The following is a 14,629-nucleotide window of genomic DNA, read 5'->3' as shown; positions in this document are numbered from 1 at the left end:
ACCTACTTGGCCGCCTCGACGAACTCGGTGGTGTACGTCTTGCTCAGGTCGACGTCGGCGTTCTGGATGTTCGTGTTGAACGCCTTGAGCACCTTCTCCACGGTCTCCGGACCGTTCTGCGGCATGACTCCGTCGGCGGTGAACATCGGCAGCGTGCTCTTGATGGACTGCGTGTAGAGCGCCTTGTCGCCCTGGGCGTAGTCGGCGGGCATCTTGGCCGCGATCTCGTCGGCGCTGTGCGTGGACATCCACTTGAGCGTCTTGACGAACGCGTTGACCAGCTTCTGGACGGTGTCCTTGTGGCCGTTGACCCAGTCGGTCTGCATGTAGAGGCTCGACGACGGGTACGGTCCGCCCAGCGCCTGCTGGGAACCCTCCGGCGTCCGCATGTCCACCAGGACCTTGCCCGCCTTCTTGTCCAGGATGGTCGCGACGGTCGGGTCGGTGGTCATGCCGCCGTCGATCGAGCCCTGCTGGAGCGCCGAGACGAAGGTCGCCCCCGCGCCGACGGCGACCGGGGAGAAGTCGCTGACCTTCACGCCGTTCTTGACGGCGAGGTACTTGGTGAGGAAGTCGGTCGACGACCCGAGGCTGGTGATGCCCAGCTTCTTGCCCTTGAAGTCCTTGGGCGAGGTGATGTCGCCGGCCGCCTTGGTGGAGACGACCTCCACCTCGCCGGGAGCCCGCGAGAACTGCACGACGGACTCCACCGCCTTGCCCTTCGTCTGCAGGTCGAGGGTGTGGTCGTAGAACCCGACGGTTCCCTGGACCTGCCCGGCGACGAGCGCCGTCTCGGCCTGCACGCCGGCCGGCTCGGTGAGCAGCTCCACGTCGAGGCCCTCGGCGTCGAAGTAGCCGAGCCGCTGGGTGAGCATCGCGGGCAGGTAGATGACCTTGTCCAGGCCACCGACCATGATCTTGACCTTCGTGCCCTTGCCGGAACCGGTGGAGGCGGTGCTCGCCGCGTCGTTGGCACAGGCGGTCAGGGAGGAGAGGGCGAGCAGGCCGGCGGCGGCCAGGGTGGTGTATCTGGCGGACTTGCGCATGAGGGTTCACGTCCTTGTGAGAGGCGGTGCGGGCGGAGCGGAGGGGGTGCTGCGGGTTCAGCTGTCGGAACCCGACGGCCTCCAGCGGAAGATGCGGCGCTCGGCGAAGGTGAGGAGTCCTTCGGCGGCGAGCGCGACGACGGCGAGGATGGTCATCGCGGCATACACGCCGGCCGCGTTGAAGGTGCCCTGCGACTGCGCGACGAGCAGGCCGATGCCCTTGGTGGCGCCGATGTACTCGCCGACGATGGCGCCGATGAGGGCGAAGCCGAAGCTGACGTGCAGGCTGGTGAAGATCCACGAGGTGGCCGACGGGATGACGACCTGGAGGGTGACCCTGCGGTCGCTCGCGCCGAGGATCCGGGCGTTGGCGACCAGGTTGCGGTCGACCTCGCGGGCGCCCTGGAAGGCGTTGAAGAACACCGGGAAGAACACCAGGACCACGGCCGAGGCGACCTTGGATGACGCGCCGAGCCCGAACCAGATCACGAAGATCGGGGCCAGCACGATCCTGGGGATCGAGTTGAGCACCTTGATGTAGGGACCGAGGACGTCGGCGAGGAAACGGATCCGGCCCAGCGCGATGCCGAAGACCACACCGGCGACGACACCGATGACCCAGCCGAGCAGCGCCTCGTAGAGCGTGTACCAGATCTGCTCGCCCAGGGGGCCGAGGGCGGTGCCGTGGGTCACCCAGGTCCAGATCTGGTCCCAGATCTTCGAAGGCATCGAGAAGTTGAACGGGTCGATGACCTTGGCCCGGGACAGGGTCTCCCACAGGCCGAGGACGGCCACCAGGAGCAGGACGCGCACGGCGAACACGATCGCCCTGCGTCTGCGGGCGGCCTCGGCGCGCGACCGGGCGCGATCGGGCGCCGCCTTGGCCGTGCCGACGACGGGCGTGCTGAGGGTGTCAGGCGACATGAGCGGCACCCCTCTCGCGGGTGATGCGGACCTCTTCGCCGAGGGACTCCCAGATCTCGCGGTAGATCTCGATGAACCGTGGTTCCAGACGCACCGACTCGACCCTGCGGGGGCGGGGCAGGTCGATCTCGAAGACCTGCTTCACGGTCGCGGGCCCGGCGGTCATGACGACGACCTTGTCGGCCAGCGCGATGGACTCCTCCAGGTCATGGGTGACGAACACGACGGAGGCGCCCGTGCCCTCCCACAGGTCGAGGAGCTCGTCCGACATCAGGGCCCGGGTCTGCACGTCGAGCGCGGAGAACGGCTCGTCCATGAGCAGGATCTCGGGGTCGTTGACGAAGGTCGCGGCGAGTGCCACGCGCTTGCGCTGGCCGCCGGAGAGCTGGTGCGGGTAACGGTCCTCGAAGGCGGCGAGCCCGACCTTGGCCAGCCAGGCACGTGCCTTCTCCTTGGCCTCCGCCTTCGGCACGCCCCGGAAGCGGGGGCCGGCCATCACGTTGGAGAGCACGGTCCGCCAGGGGAAGGTGGCGTCCTGCTGGAAGACGAAACCGACCTTGTCGCCGACGCCGGCGACCGGCTCACCGGCCACCAGCACCTCGCCCTCACTGGGCTCCTCCAACCCGCTGACCAGGGTCAGCGTGGTGGACTTGCCGCACCCCGTCGGCCCTACGACGGCCACGAACTCGCCACGCCCCACGGTGAGGTCGAGGTCGCGGACGGCCGTGTGCAGCCCCCCTGACGGGGTCTTGAAGATCTTGCTCGCGCCCCGTAGCTCGATGGCGGGGCCGGTGTCTGCGCTCATGGCCCGGGACGGTAGGCGTGGCCCCCGCCACAGCAGGAGTCTTCTGGGCGCAAGCCGTTCTTTTGCTCGCAAGCACCTGTTGTGCTCGTTTTGCTCGCGCTACAACTGCGCAGACGAAACACGGGCTTAACGCTCGCCGGCCTTGAAGGAGAGGCCTGATGATCGACGTCCTGGTGGTCGACGACGACTTCCGCGTCGCTGAGATAAACGCCAAGTACGTGGGGAAGGTTCCCGGCTTCCGGGTGGCCGCCCGCGCGCACAGCGCTGCCCAGGCCCTGGCCGCCGTCGGCCGCGGCACCATCGACCTGGTCCTGCTGGACCACTACCTGCCCGACCAGACCGGCCTCGAACTCGTGCACCAGATGCGGGAGCAGGGGCACGGCACCGACGTCATCATGATCACGGCGGCCAGCGATGTGACGACCGTCCAGAAGGCGATGCGCCTCGGCGCCCTGCACTACCTGGTCAAGCCGTTCACCTTCGCCGCCCTGCGCGCCCGACTGGACTCCTACGCGGCCCTGCGCCGCACCGTGGACCGGGTCGGCGGCCGCGGCCTGTCCGGCCAGGAGCAGGTCGACCGGATCTTCGGCGCCCTGCGTACCTCACCCGCGCCGTCCGCGCCCGGCCTGCCCAGCGGCCACTCCGAGCCCACGACCGACCTCATCTGCGGCGTCCTGCACCGCGCCGACCATCCGCTCTCCGCCCACGAGGTAGCCGCCGAGACCGGCCTCAGCCGCTCCACCGCCCAGCGCTACCTCCGCCACCTGGAACAGGCCGGCCGCCTCCGCCTCTCCCTGAAGTACGGCGACACGGGCCGCCCCGAACACCGCTACGCCTGGGTGGCGCCGTAGCCGTGCCGGGGGGCGGGGCCGGGCTGGCTGGCGGACGGGACGGGCGGGCGGGCGGGCGGGCGACGCTGCGGCTAGACGGCCCCCGCCCCGGTCAGCGACCGCACCTCCGTCTCCGCGTGCCGGCCCTCGTCCGGGAGCTCGTCCGAGGTGACCGTGCCGAGCCAGCCGGCCAGGAAGCCGAGCGGGATGGAGACGATCCCGGGGTTCTGCAACGGGAAGTACTGGAAGTCCACCCCCGGGAACAGCGCGCCCGGACTTCCGGACACCACGGGGGAGAGCACGACCAGCCCCAGCGCGGGCACGAGCCCGCCGTATACGGCCCACACCGCCCCGCGGGTCGTGAAGTTCCGCCAGAACAGCGAGTACAGCAGCACCGGCAGGTTCGCCGAGGCCGCCACCGCGAAGGCGAGCCCCACCAGGAAGGCGACGTTCATGTCCCGGGCCAGCAAGCCGAGGGCGATCGCCACGACGCCGATGCCGACCGCCGCCACCCGCGCCACCCCGACCTCACTGCGCTGCCTGGCGCGCTCCCTGCGCAGCGACGCGTACAGGTCATGGGCGACGGACGCCGACGAGGCGAGGGTGATCCCCGCGACCACGGCGAGGATCGTCGCGAACGCGACGGCGGCGACCACCGCGAACAGCACCGTCCCCCCTGTGGAGCCCGCGCCGCCGCCCAGGTCGAGCGCCAGCAGCGGAACCGCCGTGTTCCCCGACTCGTTCGACGCGCGCACCGCGTCCGGCCCGACCACGGCCGCCGCCCCGAAGCCGAGCACGATCGCCATCAGGTAGAACCCCCCGATCAGGCCGATCGACCAGACCACCGACCGCCGCGCCGCCCGCGCGGTCGGCACCGTGTAGAAGCGGGACAGGATGTGCGGCAGGCCCGCCGTGCCCAGCACCAGCGTCAGTCCCAGGCTGATGAAGTCCAGCCGCTCGCTCCAGCTCCCGCCGTACCTGAGCCCCGGCACCAGGAACGCCCTCCCGTGGCCACTGCGCCCGGCGGCGGTGAGCAGCAGCCGGTCGACGTCACCGTGGAAGCGCAGCAGTACCAGCACGGTCAGCGCCACCGTCCCGCTCAGCAGCAGGACCGCCTTCACGATCTGGATCCAGGTCGTGGCCCGCATGCCTCCCAACGACACGTAGACCACCATGAGCGCGCCGACCCCGATGACCGTCCACGCCTGCGCCGCCCCGCTCGTCCGCCCGAGCAGCAGCGCCACCAGGCTGCCCGCGCCCACCATTTGCGCCACCAAATAGAGAACGGACACGGTGACCGACGACGCCCCCACCGCGATCCGCACCGGCCGCTCGCTCATCCGCGCCGCGATCACGTCGGCCAGCGTGAACCGCCCGCAGTTGCGGACCAGCTCGGCCACCAGGAACAGCACGACCAGCCACGCCACCAGGAAGCCGACCACATACAGCAGCCCGTCGTAGCCGAAGAGCGCGATGAGACCGGTCACGCCGAGGAAGGAGGCCGCCGACATGTAGTCGCCCGCGACGGCAAAACCGTTCTCTATCGGCGAGAAGAGCCGGCCGCCGGCGTAGAACTCCTCCGCCGAACCGTGCCGCCTGCGGCTCACCCATGTCGTGATCCCGAGCGTCACGGCGACGAACGCGCTGAACAGCAGCAGTGCCAGGGTCTCGTGACGGATCGTCATACCGCACCGCCCCGAGCGCCCCTGGTCAGCTCCTGGGTGTCCCAGCGCAGGTCCAGCGCGGCACGGTCCCGGCGCAGCCGCGCGTGCCGGGCGTAGGCCCAGGTGAGCAGGAACGTGGTGAGGAACTGACCGAGCCCCGCGACCATCGCCACGTTCACCGCTCCGGCGACGGGCCGCGCCATCAGACCGGGCGCCGTCACAGCGGTCACCACGTATGCCACGTACCAGGTGAGGAAGACAGCGACCCCCGGCACCACGAACCTTCGGTACCGGCTGCGCACCTCCTGGAAGGCCGCGCTGCGCTGCACCTCCAGATACACGTCGCGGGCGCGAACATCCGCCCTGTCCTCCCCCGTTCGCGCGGCGGGTACCGCGGGAGCGGGCGCCCCGACGCCGTCCGGCTCGCCCCAGCCGGAGGCCAGCGCGTCGTGCCAAGGGTCCTCGTACCTGATGTCGCGAGAGGCCGCGCCGCACTCGCCCATGTCCTCGAACCGCCCGGCCGAACTCTCGGAGCCACCCCCGCCGTCGCGGTGCCGCCCATTGCTTGACTGCATGCCCAAGGATGGACAGACCGGGAAGATCCCCGACACTTCTTCCCCTGCCTCTTCACCCCATCAGGTGACTCAATCCGCTGGTGGGCGCGCCAGTCCCTTCCTGTAGGCGTAACGCACGGCCTGCGCCCGGTCCTTGAGCCCTGTCTTGGCGAACAGGTTGTTGATGTGTGTCTTCACGGTCGCGGTGGAGACACACAGCCGCCGGGCGATCTCCTGATTGCTGAACCCCTCCGCGATCAGCACCAGGACCTCGGTCTCCCGCGTGGTGAGGCCGTCCGGCGCCTCGGCGGCGGGCGCCGGCTCCGGCTGTGACAGCCGCTCCAGCAGCCGCCGCTGGATGCTCGGCGACAGTCCCGCGTCCCCCGACAGCACGCTCTCCACGGCTCTGACGATCTCGTCACCACCGGCGTCCTTGGTCAGGTACCCACGGGCACCGGCCCGCAGCGCGGGGAACAGCGACTCGTCGTCCGCGAACGTGGTCAGCACCACGACCTGGGTCCCGGGGTACTCCGACCGGATCCGCCGGGTCGCCTCCACCCCGTCGCAGCGCGGCATTCTCAGGTCCATCAGCACCACGTCCGGGGCCAGTTCGGCCACCAGCCGGACCGCCTCCTCCCCGTCACCCGCCGCGCCGACCACCTCGACGCCGGGCAGCAGCCCGAGGAGCATCACGATGCCCTCCCTGACCACCGTCTGGTCGTCGGCGACCACGACCCGCGCGGGCTTCTTCTCCTCCTCCGTCATACGGGCACCCTCAACCTCACCTCGAAGCCCTCGTCATCCCGCCCTGCCTCCAGCGACCCGCCGAGCAGTTCGGCCCGCTCCCGCATACCGAGCAGACCGTACCCGCCGCCGGAGCCGGTGAGTTCGCCGGGACGGCCGCCCGAGTCCCGCACCTTCAGCATCACTTCGTGCTCGCTGTAGTCCAGCCGTACCTGGACCTTGGCGCCCTGGGCGTGTTTACGGACGTTCGTCAGCGCCTCCTGGGCGACGCGGCGTACGGTCTGCGACGCCTCGGCGGGCAGGTACCTCCTTTCGCCCGTGACGGTGACCTCGGCTCCGTCGGTCGAATCGACGAGTGCGCTCAGGAAGTCCTCCAACGGGGTGAGCTCCCCCCGCAGGGCGGACAGGGCCTGCCGGGTCTCGGCGAGCCCGTCGCGGGCCATTCCGCGGGCGGCCACCACCCTTTCCAGGATCTGCTGCCGGTCGGCTCCGCGCTCGATCAGCAGCCGCGCCGCCTCCAGGTGGACCAGCTGGGCGGAGAGACTGTGTGCCAGCACGTCGTGGATCTCCCTGGCGATCCTGGCCCGCTCCGCCAGCGCCGCCGACTCGGCCTCGGCCGCCCTCGCGGCGCGCTCCTGGGCGAGCAGCCGCTGTGCGTGGCCCCGGGCCTCGGCATCGAGTCTCATGACGTAACCGGCGAGAGCCATGCCGGCGACCGTGGCGGCGGTGGTCAGCCATACGTCGTTGTTGAACGCGGAGTACGAGGCCAGGGCGACCGACGCGACGGGCAGGGCGATCGCCACCGGCAGCCGCTCCAGGGCGGAGATGCCGCAGCCGCACCAGATCACAAGGGCCGGTCCCCGGAAGCCCGTGGTCTCCGCCGCGACCGCGACGGCCAGCAGGACGGTGATGAGCAGCAGGGAGGGGACGAGCCGGTGAGCGTAGGTGGTCCGGAAGAATCCCCAGGAGACCACGGCGGTCACGACGACCCCCGCCACGGCCGCGGCCACGCCCCAGCCGTGGACGTGCGACTGGTTGAAGGCGCTCCACAGCAGCAGGACGAGGACGAGCAGTCTCACGCCCCAGGCGAGGGAGCGCCGGGGCCGGGAGACCCCCTCTCGGCTCAGCGCTTCTCGCGAGGGCCAGCGCGTCCAGGCGTTCTCCGTCACACGCCTTCCTTCCTGGTGACCCGGGCCATTCCGTCACCGTACGCCCGGGTGTGGCCGACCATGGACGCGTCCGCGGGGAGGATCTGCACACGCCAGGCGAGGATGCCGCCGCGCACCAGCAGGGTGACCGCGAGACCGAGCATGAGGGCCGCGCTGTCCTGATGGACGCCGATGGCGGCAGCGACGGCGAAGAGACCGATGCGCACGGCTATGCCGGTGATCCAGACGAGCCCACTGGCCCTGGTGCTCTTGGACCATGCGACGCCGTCGGCTTCGGTCCACACCCGGGTGGTCCAGGCCCACGCCGCGCCCATCACCAGTCCCACCAGCATCTCGGTGGCGAGCAGGAGGGCCGACGCGGTGCGGTGGTGGGAGTCGAGTATGCCGGGCTCGCGCAGCGCGACGACCGCGAGGACCACAGGGACCAGCCACCAGCGCCGCCCGGTGTTGACCGGGCGGGCGCGGAACTGGCGCGCGATCACCACGACGACGGCCACGGTCAGCAACGCATTGACGAGCCCGGACATCAGAGCCTCCGTGAGCGGGAAGGGGCGGTGCCGGGAGCGAGAGCTGCCGACGCCTTCGACGCTACGGAAATGCGCAGTTCAGCAGATCGGAGCGGGGGTGGATCACGGGTGGATTCCAGCGACCGGAATCTCTCCACCCCTGGGTGGAGGCCCACCACGGGGGCCCGGACCTCCGCCGGACGGCTGGGCCGCCGGGCATCGGGCAGGCCGGCAGACACCTCACTGAGCAGCCGGGCCTCAGGTAGACAGCCGGCCTCGGGCGGGCGACGGGTACCGGACGAGCCGACGAGGTGGGCACCGGACATGCCAGGAACCAGCCCACCAGCCCACCAGCCCACCAGCCCACCAGCCCACCAGCCCACCAGCGCACCAGCCCACCAGCGCACCAGCGCACCAGCGCACCAGCGCACCAGCGGCATGCCTACCAGCCCCGTGCACCCACCAGCCGCCAGCCTGCCGCAGCCCGCCCACCGGCCCCGCCGCGTCTTCGGCCGAGGCCGAGCACAGCGGCTACGCGTCGATGCGGGACCGGTCCAGCGTCGCCGCGGAGCTGGAGATGAACTCCTTGCGAGGGGCGACGTCGTTGCCCATCAGCAGGTCGAAGACCTGTTCGGCCGCGTCGAGGTCGGAGAGGTTGATACGGCGCAGCGTCCGGTGGCGCGGGTCCATCGTCGTCTCCGCCAACTGGTCGGCGTCCATCTCACCGAGACCCTTGTAGCGCTGGATGGAGTCCTTGTAGCGGATGCCCTTGCTCTGGAACTCCATCAGCTTGTCGCGCAGCTCACGGTCCGAGTACGTGTACACGTACTTGTCCTGTCCCTTCTTGGGCTGGACGATCTCGATCCGGTGCAGCGGCGGGACCGCGGCGAAGACCCGGCCGGCCTCGACCATGGGCCGCATGTACCGCTGGAACAGCGTCAGCAGCAGGCAGCGGATGTGGGAGCCGTCGACATCGGCGTCGGTCATCATGATGATCTTGCCGTAGCGGGCGGCGTCGATGTCGAAGGTGCGGCCGGAGCCCGCTCCTATGACCTGGATGATCGCTCCGCACTCGGCGTTCTTCAGCATGTCCGTCACCGAGGACCGCTGAACGTTGAGGATCTTGCCACGGATCGGCAGCAGAGCCTGGAACTCGGAGTTCCGGGCCAGCTTCGCGGTACCGAGCGCGGAGTCGCCCTCGACGATGAACAGCTCGCTGCGCTCGACGTCGTCGCTGCGGCAGTCGGCGAGCTTGGCCGGCAGGGACGAGGACTCCAGGGCCGTCTTGCGGCGCTGCGCGTCCTTGTGCTGGCGGGCGGCGATGCGGGTGCGCGCCGCGGCGACCACCTTCTCCATGACCACGCGGGCCTGCGCGGCCGCGTCGCGCTTGGTGGAGGTGAGGAACGCCTTCAGCTCCCTGCTGACCACGCTGTTCACGATCCGGCGGGCCGCCGAGGTGCCGAGGACCTCCTTGGTCTGACCCTCGAACTGCGGCTCGGCGAGCCGGACGGTGACGACCGCGGTGAGACCTTCCAGGGCGTCGTCCTTGACGATGTCGTCCTCGGCGACGCGCAGCAGTTTCTTCGCGCGCAGCGCCTCGTTGAGGGTCTCGCGGATGGCCTGCTCGAAGCCGGCCACATGGGTGCCGCCCTTGGGTGTGGCGATGATGTTGACGAAGGACCGGAGCGTCTGGTCGTAACCGGTGCCCCAGCGCAGCGCCACGTCGACGCCGAGTTCGCGGGTGACCTCGGTGGGAGTCATCTGGCCGTGTTCGTCGAGGACCGGGACGGTCTCCTTGAAGGTGCCCTGCCCGGAGAAGCGGAGGACGTCGCAGACGGGCTTGTCGGTGGCCAGGTACTCGCAGAACTCGCTGATCCCGCCGTCGAAACGGAACGACTCCTCGCCCTTGCTGCCGCCCTCGCCCAGGCCGTACTCGTCCCGGACGACGATGGTCAGGCCGGGCACCAGGAACGCGGTCTGGCGGGCCCGCTGGTGCAGCGTGTCGAGGGAGAGCTTGGCGTCCTTGAGGAAGATCTGCCGGTCCGCCCAGTACCGCACGCGCGTGCCGCTGCGGGTCTTGGGCACCCTCTTGGTCTTGCGCAGCCCGCTCCCTGCCTCGAACTTGCCGTCCGGGCCGACGCCGGTGAACACTCCCGGCACGCCACGACGGAAGCTGATGGCATGCACACTGCCCCCGCGGTCGACCTCGACGTCGAGACGCGCGGAGAGAGCGTTGACCACGGAGGCGCCGACGCCGTGCAGACCGCCGGATGCGGCGTAGGAGCCGCCGCCGAACTTGCCGCCCGCGTGCAGCTTGGTCATGACGACCTCTACGCCGGACAGGCCGGTCTTCGGCTCGACGTCCACCGGGATGCCGCGGCCGTTGTCCCGGACCTCGACGGAGCCGTCGTCGTGGAGGATGACGTCGATGTGGTCGCAGTAGCCGCCGAGGGCCTCGTCCACGGCGTTGTCGATGATCTCCCACAGGCAGTGCATCAGACCACGGCTGTCGGTCGAGCCGATGTACATACCTGGGCGCTTGCGCACCGCTTCGAGGCCCTCAAGGACGAGCAGGTGCCGCGCGGTGTAGTTGGAGCCGTCCCGGTCTGCTCCTGCCAGCAGCGCAGTGGACGGCACGGACGTATCGGCGGTCACGCGGTTCGCTCCTCGCTGAATTTCGATGGGGCCCCTTTTGGGCAAGGGCCGGCTTCGGTCGCCGCTCAGAGGGTACCGAGGCCTGGTAGAGCCCTTGTAACGCCACCCTCGTCATGAACTCACACTAGTCCAAGGTCGTATACGTGTTCGATCCCTCGATGGAGTGAAGTACATATCACGTTCCCTTCGAGGCATGAACCATTTAGGCTCCGGGCACGTCCTCACAAACAACCGGCAACCCGGCCGGGAGGATGAGACCGATGATCCGCGCGAACCCGTAAGCACCCCAGACGACGCAATACGGCACATTCGCCGCCAACCGGCAGCAGACGGCCACCTCGAAAGATTTTTTTCGAGGAGAAGCCCCGAGCGGGAACGTTTTCGGGCTGGTTGGATGTTGACCCTGGTACGACAGCTCGTCGAGCTAGAGAAGAGGCGACGTGACTACTGTTCTGACCCCCGCGAGCCACCTGACGGCCGCCGATCGCTGCGACCGCTGCGGCGCCCAGGCATACCTGCGCGTCGTGCTGCTCAGCGGCGGAGAACTGCTCTTCTGCGCCCACCACGGTCGCAAGTTCGAGCCGGAACTCAAGAAGATCGCCGCTGAGATACAGGACGAGACGGAGCGGCTGACGTCCGTTCCGGCCACCGCTTCCGAAGATGAGCGCTGACCTCTCGCATCCACGACGACGAGCCAGCTCCGGCACAGGCCGGTGAAGGGCGGCCGCTCCCCCAGGGAGCGGCCGCCCTCGTCGTATCGCACAGCGGCGCTCAGGAGCGCTTCTGGCGCCCCCGTGAGCCGCTGAGGGCACCTCCCGGCGCGAGCGCCCGTACGACCTCCGAGACGCGCGTGTAGACCCCGGGGCTCCCCGCACGCCCACAGCCGCTCCCCCACGAGACGAGCCCGATCAGTTTCCCGCCGGCGACGAGCGGCCCTCCGCTGTCGCCCTGGCAGGCGTCCGGGCCGCCGCGGGTCTCGCCCGCACACACCATCGAGTCCGGCCGATAGGTGCCATCGGGACCGCCGGGATAGGCCCGCTCGCATGTCTCGTCGGGCAGTACATGGAGCCGCGCCGCGTACAGCCGGCGCGAGTAGTCACCCCCGCCCGTGATGTCCCCCCACCCCGACACCAGGGCGCTGGTGCCGGGTGTGTAGGCGGTGTCCCCCTGGGGTGCCATCGGGATGACCGCGTCGGCAGGCAGCGGCTCGGCGAGGGTGAGGACGGCGAAGTCACCGGTGTTGGCGTCGGGGTCGTAGGCCGGATTGACGCGGGCGACGGTGACGGGGATCTCCTGGCCCTGAGCCGCGAGCAGGTCCGTGCGGCCCGCGATGACCTTGAGATCGCGGACCGGGTCGGACGGGCCGCCGACGACCTCGTCGGCCAGGCAGTGGGCGGCGGTCAGCACGGTGGTCCGAGCGATCGCCACCCCGCCGCAGAACTGACCGGCCCGCGTACCCCCGAACCGGTCACGGCTGGAGAGCGCGACCGTCCACGGAGCCTGGGAGACGTCGACGGGGAAGCCACCGACCACGACGCTGTCGGCGGCGACGGGAGGCGCGGTGGCCAGTGGTATGGCAGTGGCCACGGCCGCAAGGATCAGCGGCCGGGTCAGGGCCGGGGCAACAGAACGGCGCATGCACGCTCCTCACGCTGGGTGGGACTGGGACACCCAGAGTCATCCAGCACGCCCCGCCCCGCAGCACGAAGGCCCGGCCTCCACGAGGGGAGACCGGGCCTTCGACGGCGTACGGCGGCAGACCTAGTCCAGGTCGACGGCAGACCTAGTCCAGGTAGTCGCGCAGCACCTGAGAACGCGACGGGTGGCGCAGCTTCGACATGGTCTTGGACTCGATCTGGCGGATGCGCTCACGCGTGACGCCATAGACCTTGCCGATCTCGTCGAGGGTCTTCGGCTGACCGTCGGTGAGACCGAACCGCATGGAGACGACACCCGCCTCGCGCTCGGACAGGGTGTCCAGCACCGAGTGCAGCTGCTCCTGGAGGAGCGTGAAGCTGACGGCGTCGGCGGGGACGACGGCCTCGGAGTCCTCGATGAGGTCACCGAACTCGCTGTCGCCGTCCTCACCCAGCGGGGTGTGCAGGGAGATGGGCTCACGGCCGTACTTCTGGACCTCGATGACCTTCTCCGGGGTCATGTCGAGCTCCTTGGCCAGCTCCTCCGGGGTGGGCTCGCGGCCCAGGTCCTGGAGCATCTGGCGCTGCACGCGCGCGAGCTTGTTGATGACCTCGACCATGTGCACCGGGATACGGATGGTGCGGGCCTGGTCGGCCATGGCGCGGGTGATCGCCTGGCGGATCCACCAGGTGGCGTACGTGGAGAACTTGTAGCCCTTGGTGTAGTCGAACTTCTCGACCGCGCGGATCAGACCGAGGTTGCCCTCCTGGATGAGGTCCAGGAAGAGCATGCCGCGGCCGGTGTAGCGCTTGGCCAGGGAGACCACCAGACGGAGGTTGGCCTCCAGGAGGTGGTTCTTGGCGCGGCGGCCGTCCTCGGCGATGATCTCCAGCTCGCGCTTGAGCTTGGGGGCCAGCTTGTCGGCGTTGGCCAGCTTGTCCTCGGCGAACAGACCGGCCTCGATGCGCTTGGCGAGCTCGACCTCCTGCTCGGCGTTGAGCAGGGGGACCTTGCCGATCTGCTTGAGGTAGTCCTTGACCGGGTCGGCGGTGGCACCGGCCGCGGCGACCTGCTGCGCCGGCGCGTCGTCCTCGTCCTCGTCGGACAGGACGAAGCCCGCGCTCTCGGTGCCCTCGGGCTCCTCCGCGCCCGCCTTGACCTCCTCAAGGACCTCGTCCTCGAGAATCTCGGCGTCGTCCTTCTTGGCGGCGGTCTTCTTGGCCACCGTCTTCTTGGCGGCGGCGGGCGCGGTCTTCTTCGCGGCCGCCTTCTTGGCGGTGGGGGCGGCCTTCTTGGCAACGGCCTTCTTCACGGGCCCCGCCTCCTCGGCCGGGTCGTCGCCGACGGCGGCGGGCGCCACGGCGGGGGCGGCCGTGGCGGTGGCCTTCCTGGTGGTCACCGTCTTCGCCGCGACCGTCTTGGTGGCGGTGCGCTTGGCCGGACTCTTCGCTGCGACGCTCTTTCGGGTGCGCTTGGGCTCCGCGGCACTGACCATCAGCGTCACACCCTCTTCCTCAAGGATCTGGTTGAGGCTGCGCAGTACGTTCTTCCACTGAGTGGCCGGAATCTGGTCAGCTTCGAAGGCCCGACGCACATCGTCGCCGGCGATCTGCCCCTCAGCCTTTCCCCGCTCAATGAGAGCCATGACAGAGACGGACTCGGCGATCTCCGGCGGGAGCGTACGGGATGTGCTGGCCGACACGAACAACCTCTCGGAACGTTGGAAAACGGCTTCCGGCCCCGTCCAGGACGGACTGGAGCCGACCGCCGGCTTGGGGATGGGCCGACGGCGCGGGCGGGGGCCGGGAAGATGCACAGCGCCATGAATGGCGTCCGTATTCCCTCCGCGGCTGTCACCTCTTAGGTCATCGCGTTGTTCGCAAGAGCGTTACGCCCAATCTACGTGGCCCGAGTCACACCCCGTAAGCGCTCAAAAATGGTCAGACACGGACAGAGGTCGTCGTTGATGATCTCTCCGGCCGTTCGGACCGATGTCGAGCCTGCCATACAGCCGGTGATCGCACGCCGCGCGGCCCCCGTCGGCCCCACCGCCGCGCCGCCGGACCCCGCCGGAGCCCTGAGGGATCCGGCGGG

13 protein-coding genes are annotated in these 14,629 nt (G+C 69.8%); 2 read left to right on the top strand and 11 right to left on the bottom strand.

Translation table 11 applies throughout. The annotated features are described in order from the left end of the window. Nucleotides 1-2: 2 nt before the first annotated feature. The 3 genes from AB0M11_RS34110 to AB0M11_RS34100 are packed head-to-tail and all read right to left on the bottom strand — an operon-like array spanning nucleotide 3 to nucleotide 2,775. The gene (locus AB0M11_RS34110) at nucleotides 3-1,046 is read right to left on the bottom strand and encodes an ABC transporter substrate-binding protein (RefSeq protein WP_365712015.1); all 1,044 of its coding nucleotides are present in this window, start codon (nucleotides 1,044-1,046) and stop codon (nucleotides 3-5) included. Nucleotides 1,047-1,103: 57 nt separating this feature from the next. Beyond that, entirely contained in the window at nucleotides 1,104-1,970 is an 867-nt protein-coding gene (locus AB0M11_RS34105; protein ID WP_365712014.1) for an ABC transporter permease, read from the bottom strand. Continuing rightward, complete coding sequence (locus tag AB0M11_RS34100) at nucleotides 1,960-2,775, bottom strand: ABC transporter ATP-binding protein (RefSeq protein WP_365712013.1); 816 nt, start codon at nucleotides 2,773-2,775, stop codon at nucleotides 1,960-1,962. Before AB0M11_RS34100 ends, AB0M11_RS34105 begins: the two co-directional genes overlap by 11 nt. A gap of 158 nt (nucleotides 2,776-2,933) precedes the next feature. On the opposite strand from AB0M11_RS34100, the gene AB0M11_RS34095 reads away from it, so the two are divergent. Then, nucleotides 2,934-3,626: a response regulator gene (locus tag AB0M11_RS34095; protein WP_365712011.1), complete on the top strand. Its 693-nt coding sequence runs from the start codon at nucleotides 2,934-2,936 to the stop codon at nucleotides 3,624-3,626. Between the two features lie 71 nt (nucleotides 3,627-3,697). Here the strand turns inward: AB0M11_RS34095 and AB0M11_RS34090 are convergent, their stop codons facing one another. The 6 genes from AB0M11_RS34090 to AB0M11_RS34065 form a co-directional block, all read right to left on the bottom strand. Continuing rightward, complete coding sequence (locus tag AB0M11_RS34090) at nucleotides 3,698-5,290, bottom strand: cation acetate symporter (RefSeq protein ID WP_365712009.1); 1,593 nt, start codon at nucleotides 5,288-5,290, stop codon at nucleotides 3,698-3,700. After that, complete coding sequence (locus AB0M11_RS34085) at nucleotides 5,287-5,844, bottom strand: DUF485 domain-containing protein (RefSeq protein WP_365712008.1); 558 nt, start codon at nucleotides 5,842-5,844, stop codon at nucleotides 5,287-5,289. Before AB0M11_RS34085 ends, AB0M11_RS34090 begins: the two co-directional genes overlap by 4 nt. 69 nt (nucleotides 5,845-5,913) lie before the next feature. Then, on the bottom strand, nucleotides 5,914-6,588 hold the full coding sequence (locus AB0M11_RS34080; protein WP_365712007.1) for a response regulator transcription factor: 675 nt from the start codon (nucleotides 6,586-6,588) through the stop codon (nucleotides 5,914-5,916). Continuing rightward, nucleotides 6,585-7,736, bottom strand: a complete 1,152-nt coding sequence (locus tag AB0M11_RS34075; RefSeq protein ID WP_365712006.1) for a histidine kinase — start codon at nucleotides 7,734-7,736, stop codon at nucleotides 6,585-6,587. The genes AB0M11_RS34080 and AB0M11_RS34075 overlap by 4 nt, the downstream gene beginning before the upstream one ends. After that, nucleotides 7,733-8,263, bottom strand: coding sequence for a DUF1453 domain-containing protein (locus tag AB0M11_RS34070; RefSeq protein WP_365712004.1), 531 nt, complete (start codon nucleotides 8,261-8,263; stop codon nucleotides 7,733-7,735). The genes AB0M11_RS34075 and AB0M11_RS34070 overlap by 4 nt, the downstream gene beginning before the upstream one ends. Before the next feature lie 510 nt (nucleotides 8,264-8,773). Continuing rightward, nucleotides 8,774-10,897, bottom strand: coding sequence for a DNA topoisomerase IV subunit B (locus AB0M11_RS34065; RefSeq protein WP_365712003.1), 2,124 nt, complete (start codon nucleotides 10,895-10,897; stop codon nucleotides 8,774-8,776). Between the two features lie 440 nt (nucleotides 10,898-11,337). On the opposite strand from AB0M11_RS34065, the gene AB0M11_RS34060 reads away from it, so the two are divergent. Continuing rightward, the gene (locus tag AB0M11_RS34060) at nucleotides 11,338-11,568 is read left to right on the top strand and encodes a hypothetical protein (protein WP_365712001.1); all 231 of its coding nucleotides are present in this window, start codon (nucleotides 11,338-11,340) and stop codon (nucleotides 11,566-11,568) included. A 100-nt stretch (nucleotides 11,569-11,668) separates the two neighbouring features. On the opposite strand, the gene AB0M11_RS34055 is transcribed toward AB0M11_RS34060, so the two are convergent. Further along, nucleotides 11,669-12,535: a serine protease gene (locus AB0M11_RS34055; RefSeq protein ID WP_365712000.1), complete on the bottom strand. Its 867-nt coding sequence runs from the start codon at nucleotides 12,533-12,535 to the stop codon at nucleotides 11,669-11,671. A gap of 145 nt (nucleotides 12,536-12,680) precedes the next feature. Next, the gene (locus AB0M11_RS34050; RefSeq protein WP_365711999.1) at nucleotides 12,681-14,237 is read right to left on the bottom strand and encodes an RNA polymerase sigma factor; all 1,557 of its coding nucleotides are present in this window, start codon (nucleotides 14,235-14,237) and stop codon (nucleotides 12,681-12,683) included. Nucleotides 14,238-14,629 lie beyond the last annotated feature (392 nt).

The organism is Streptomyces sp. NPDC051987 (assembly GCF_040680735.1).
Lineage (GTDB): Bacteria > Actinomycetota > Actinomycetes > Streptomycetales > Streptomycetaceae > Streptomyces.
The sequence above is the reverse complement of the archived record's forward strand: the minus strand, read 5'-3'. Positions and strand labels throughout refer to the sequence as shown.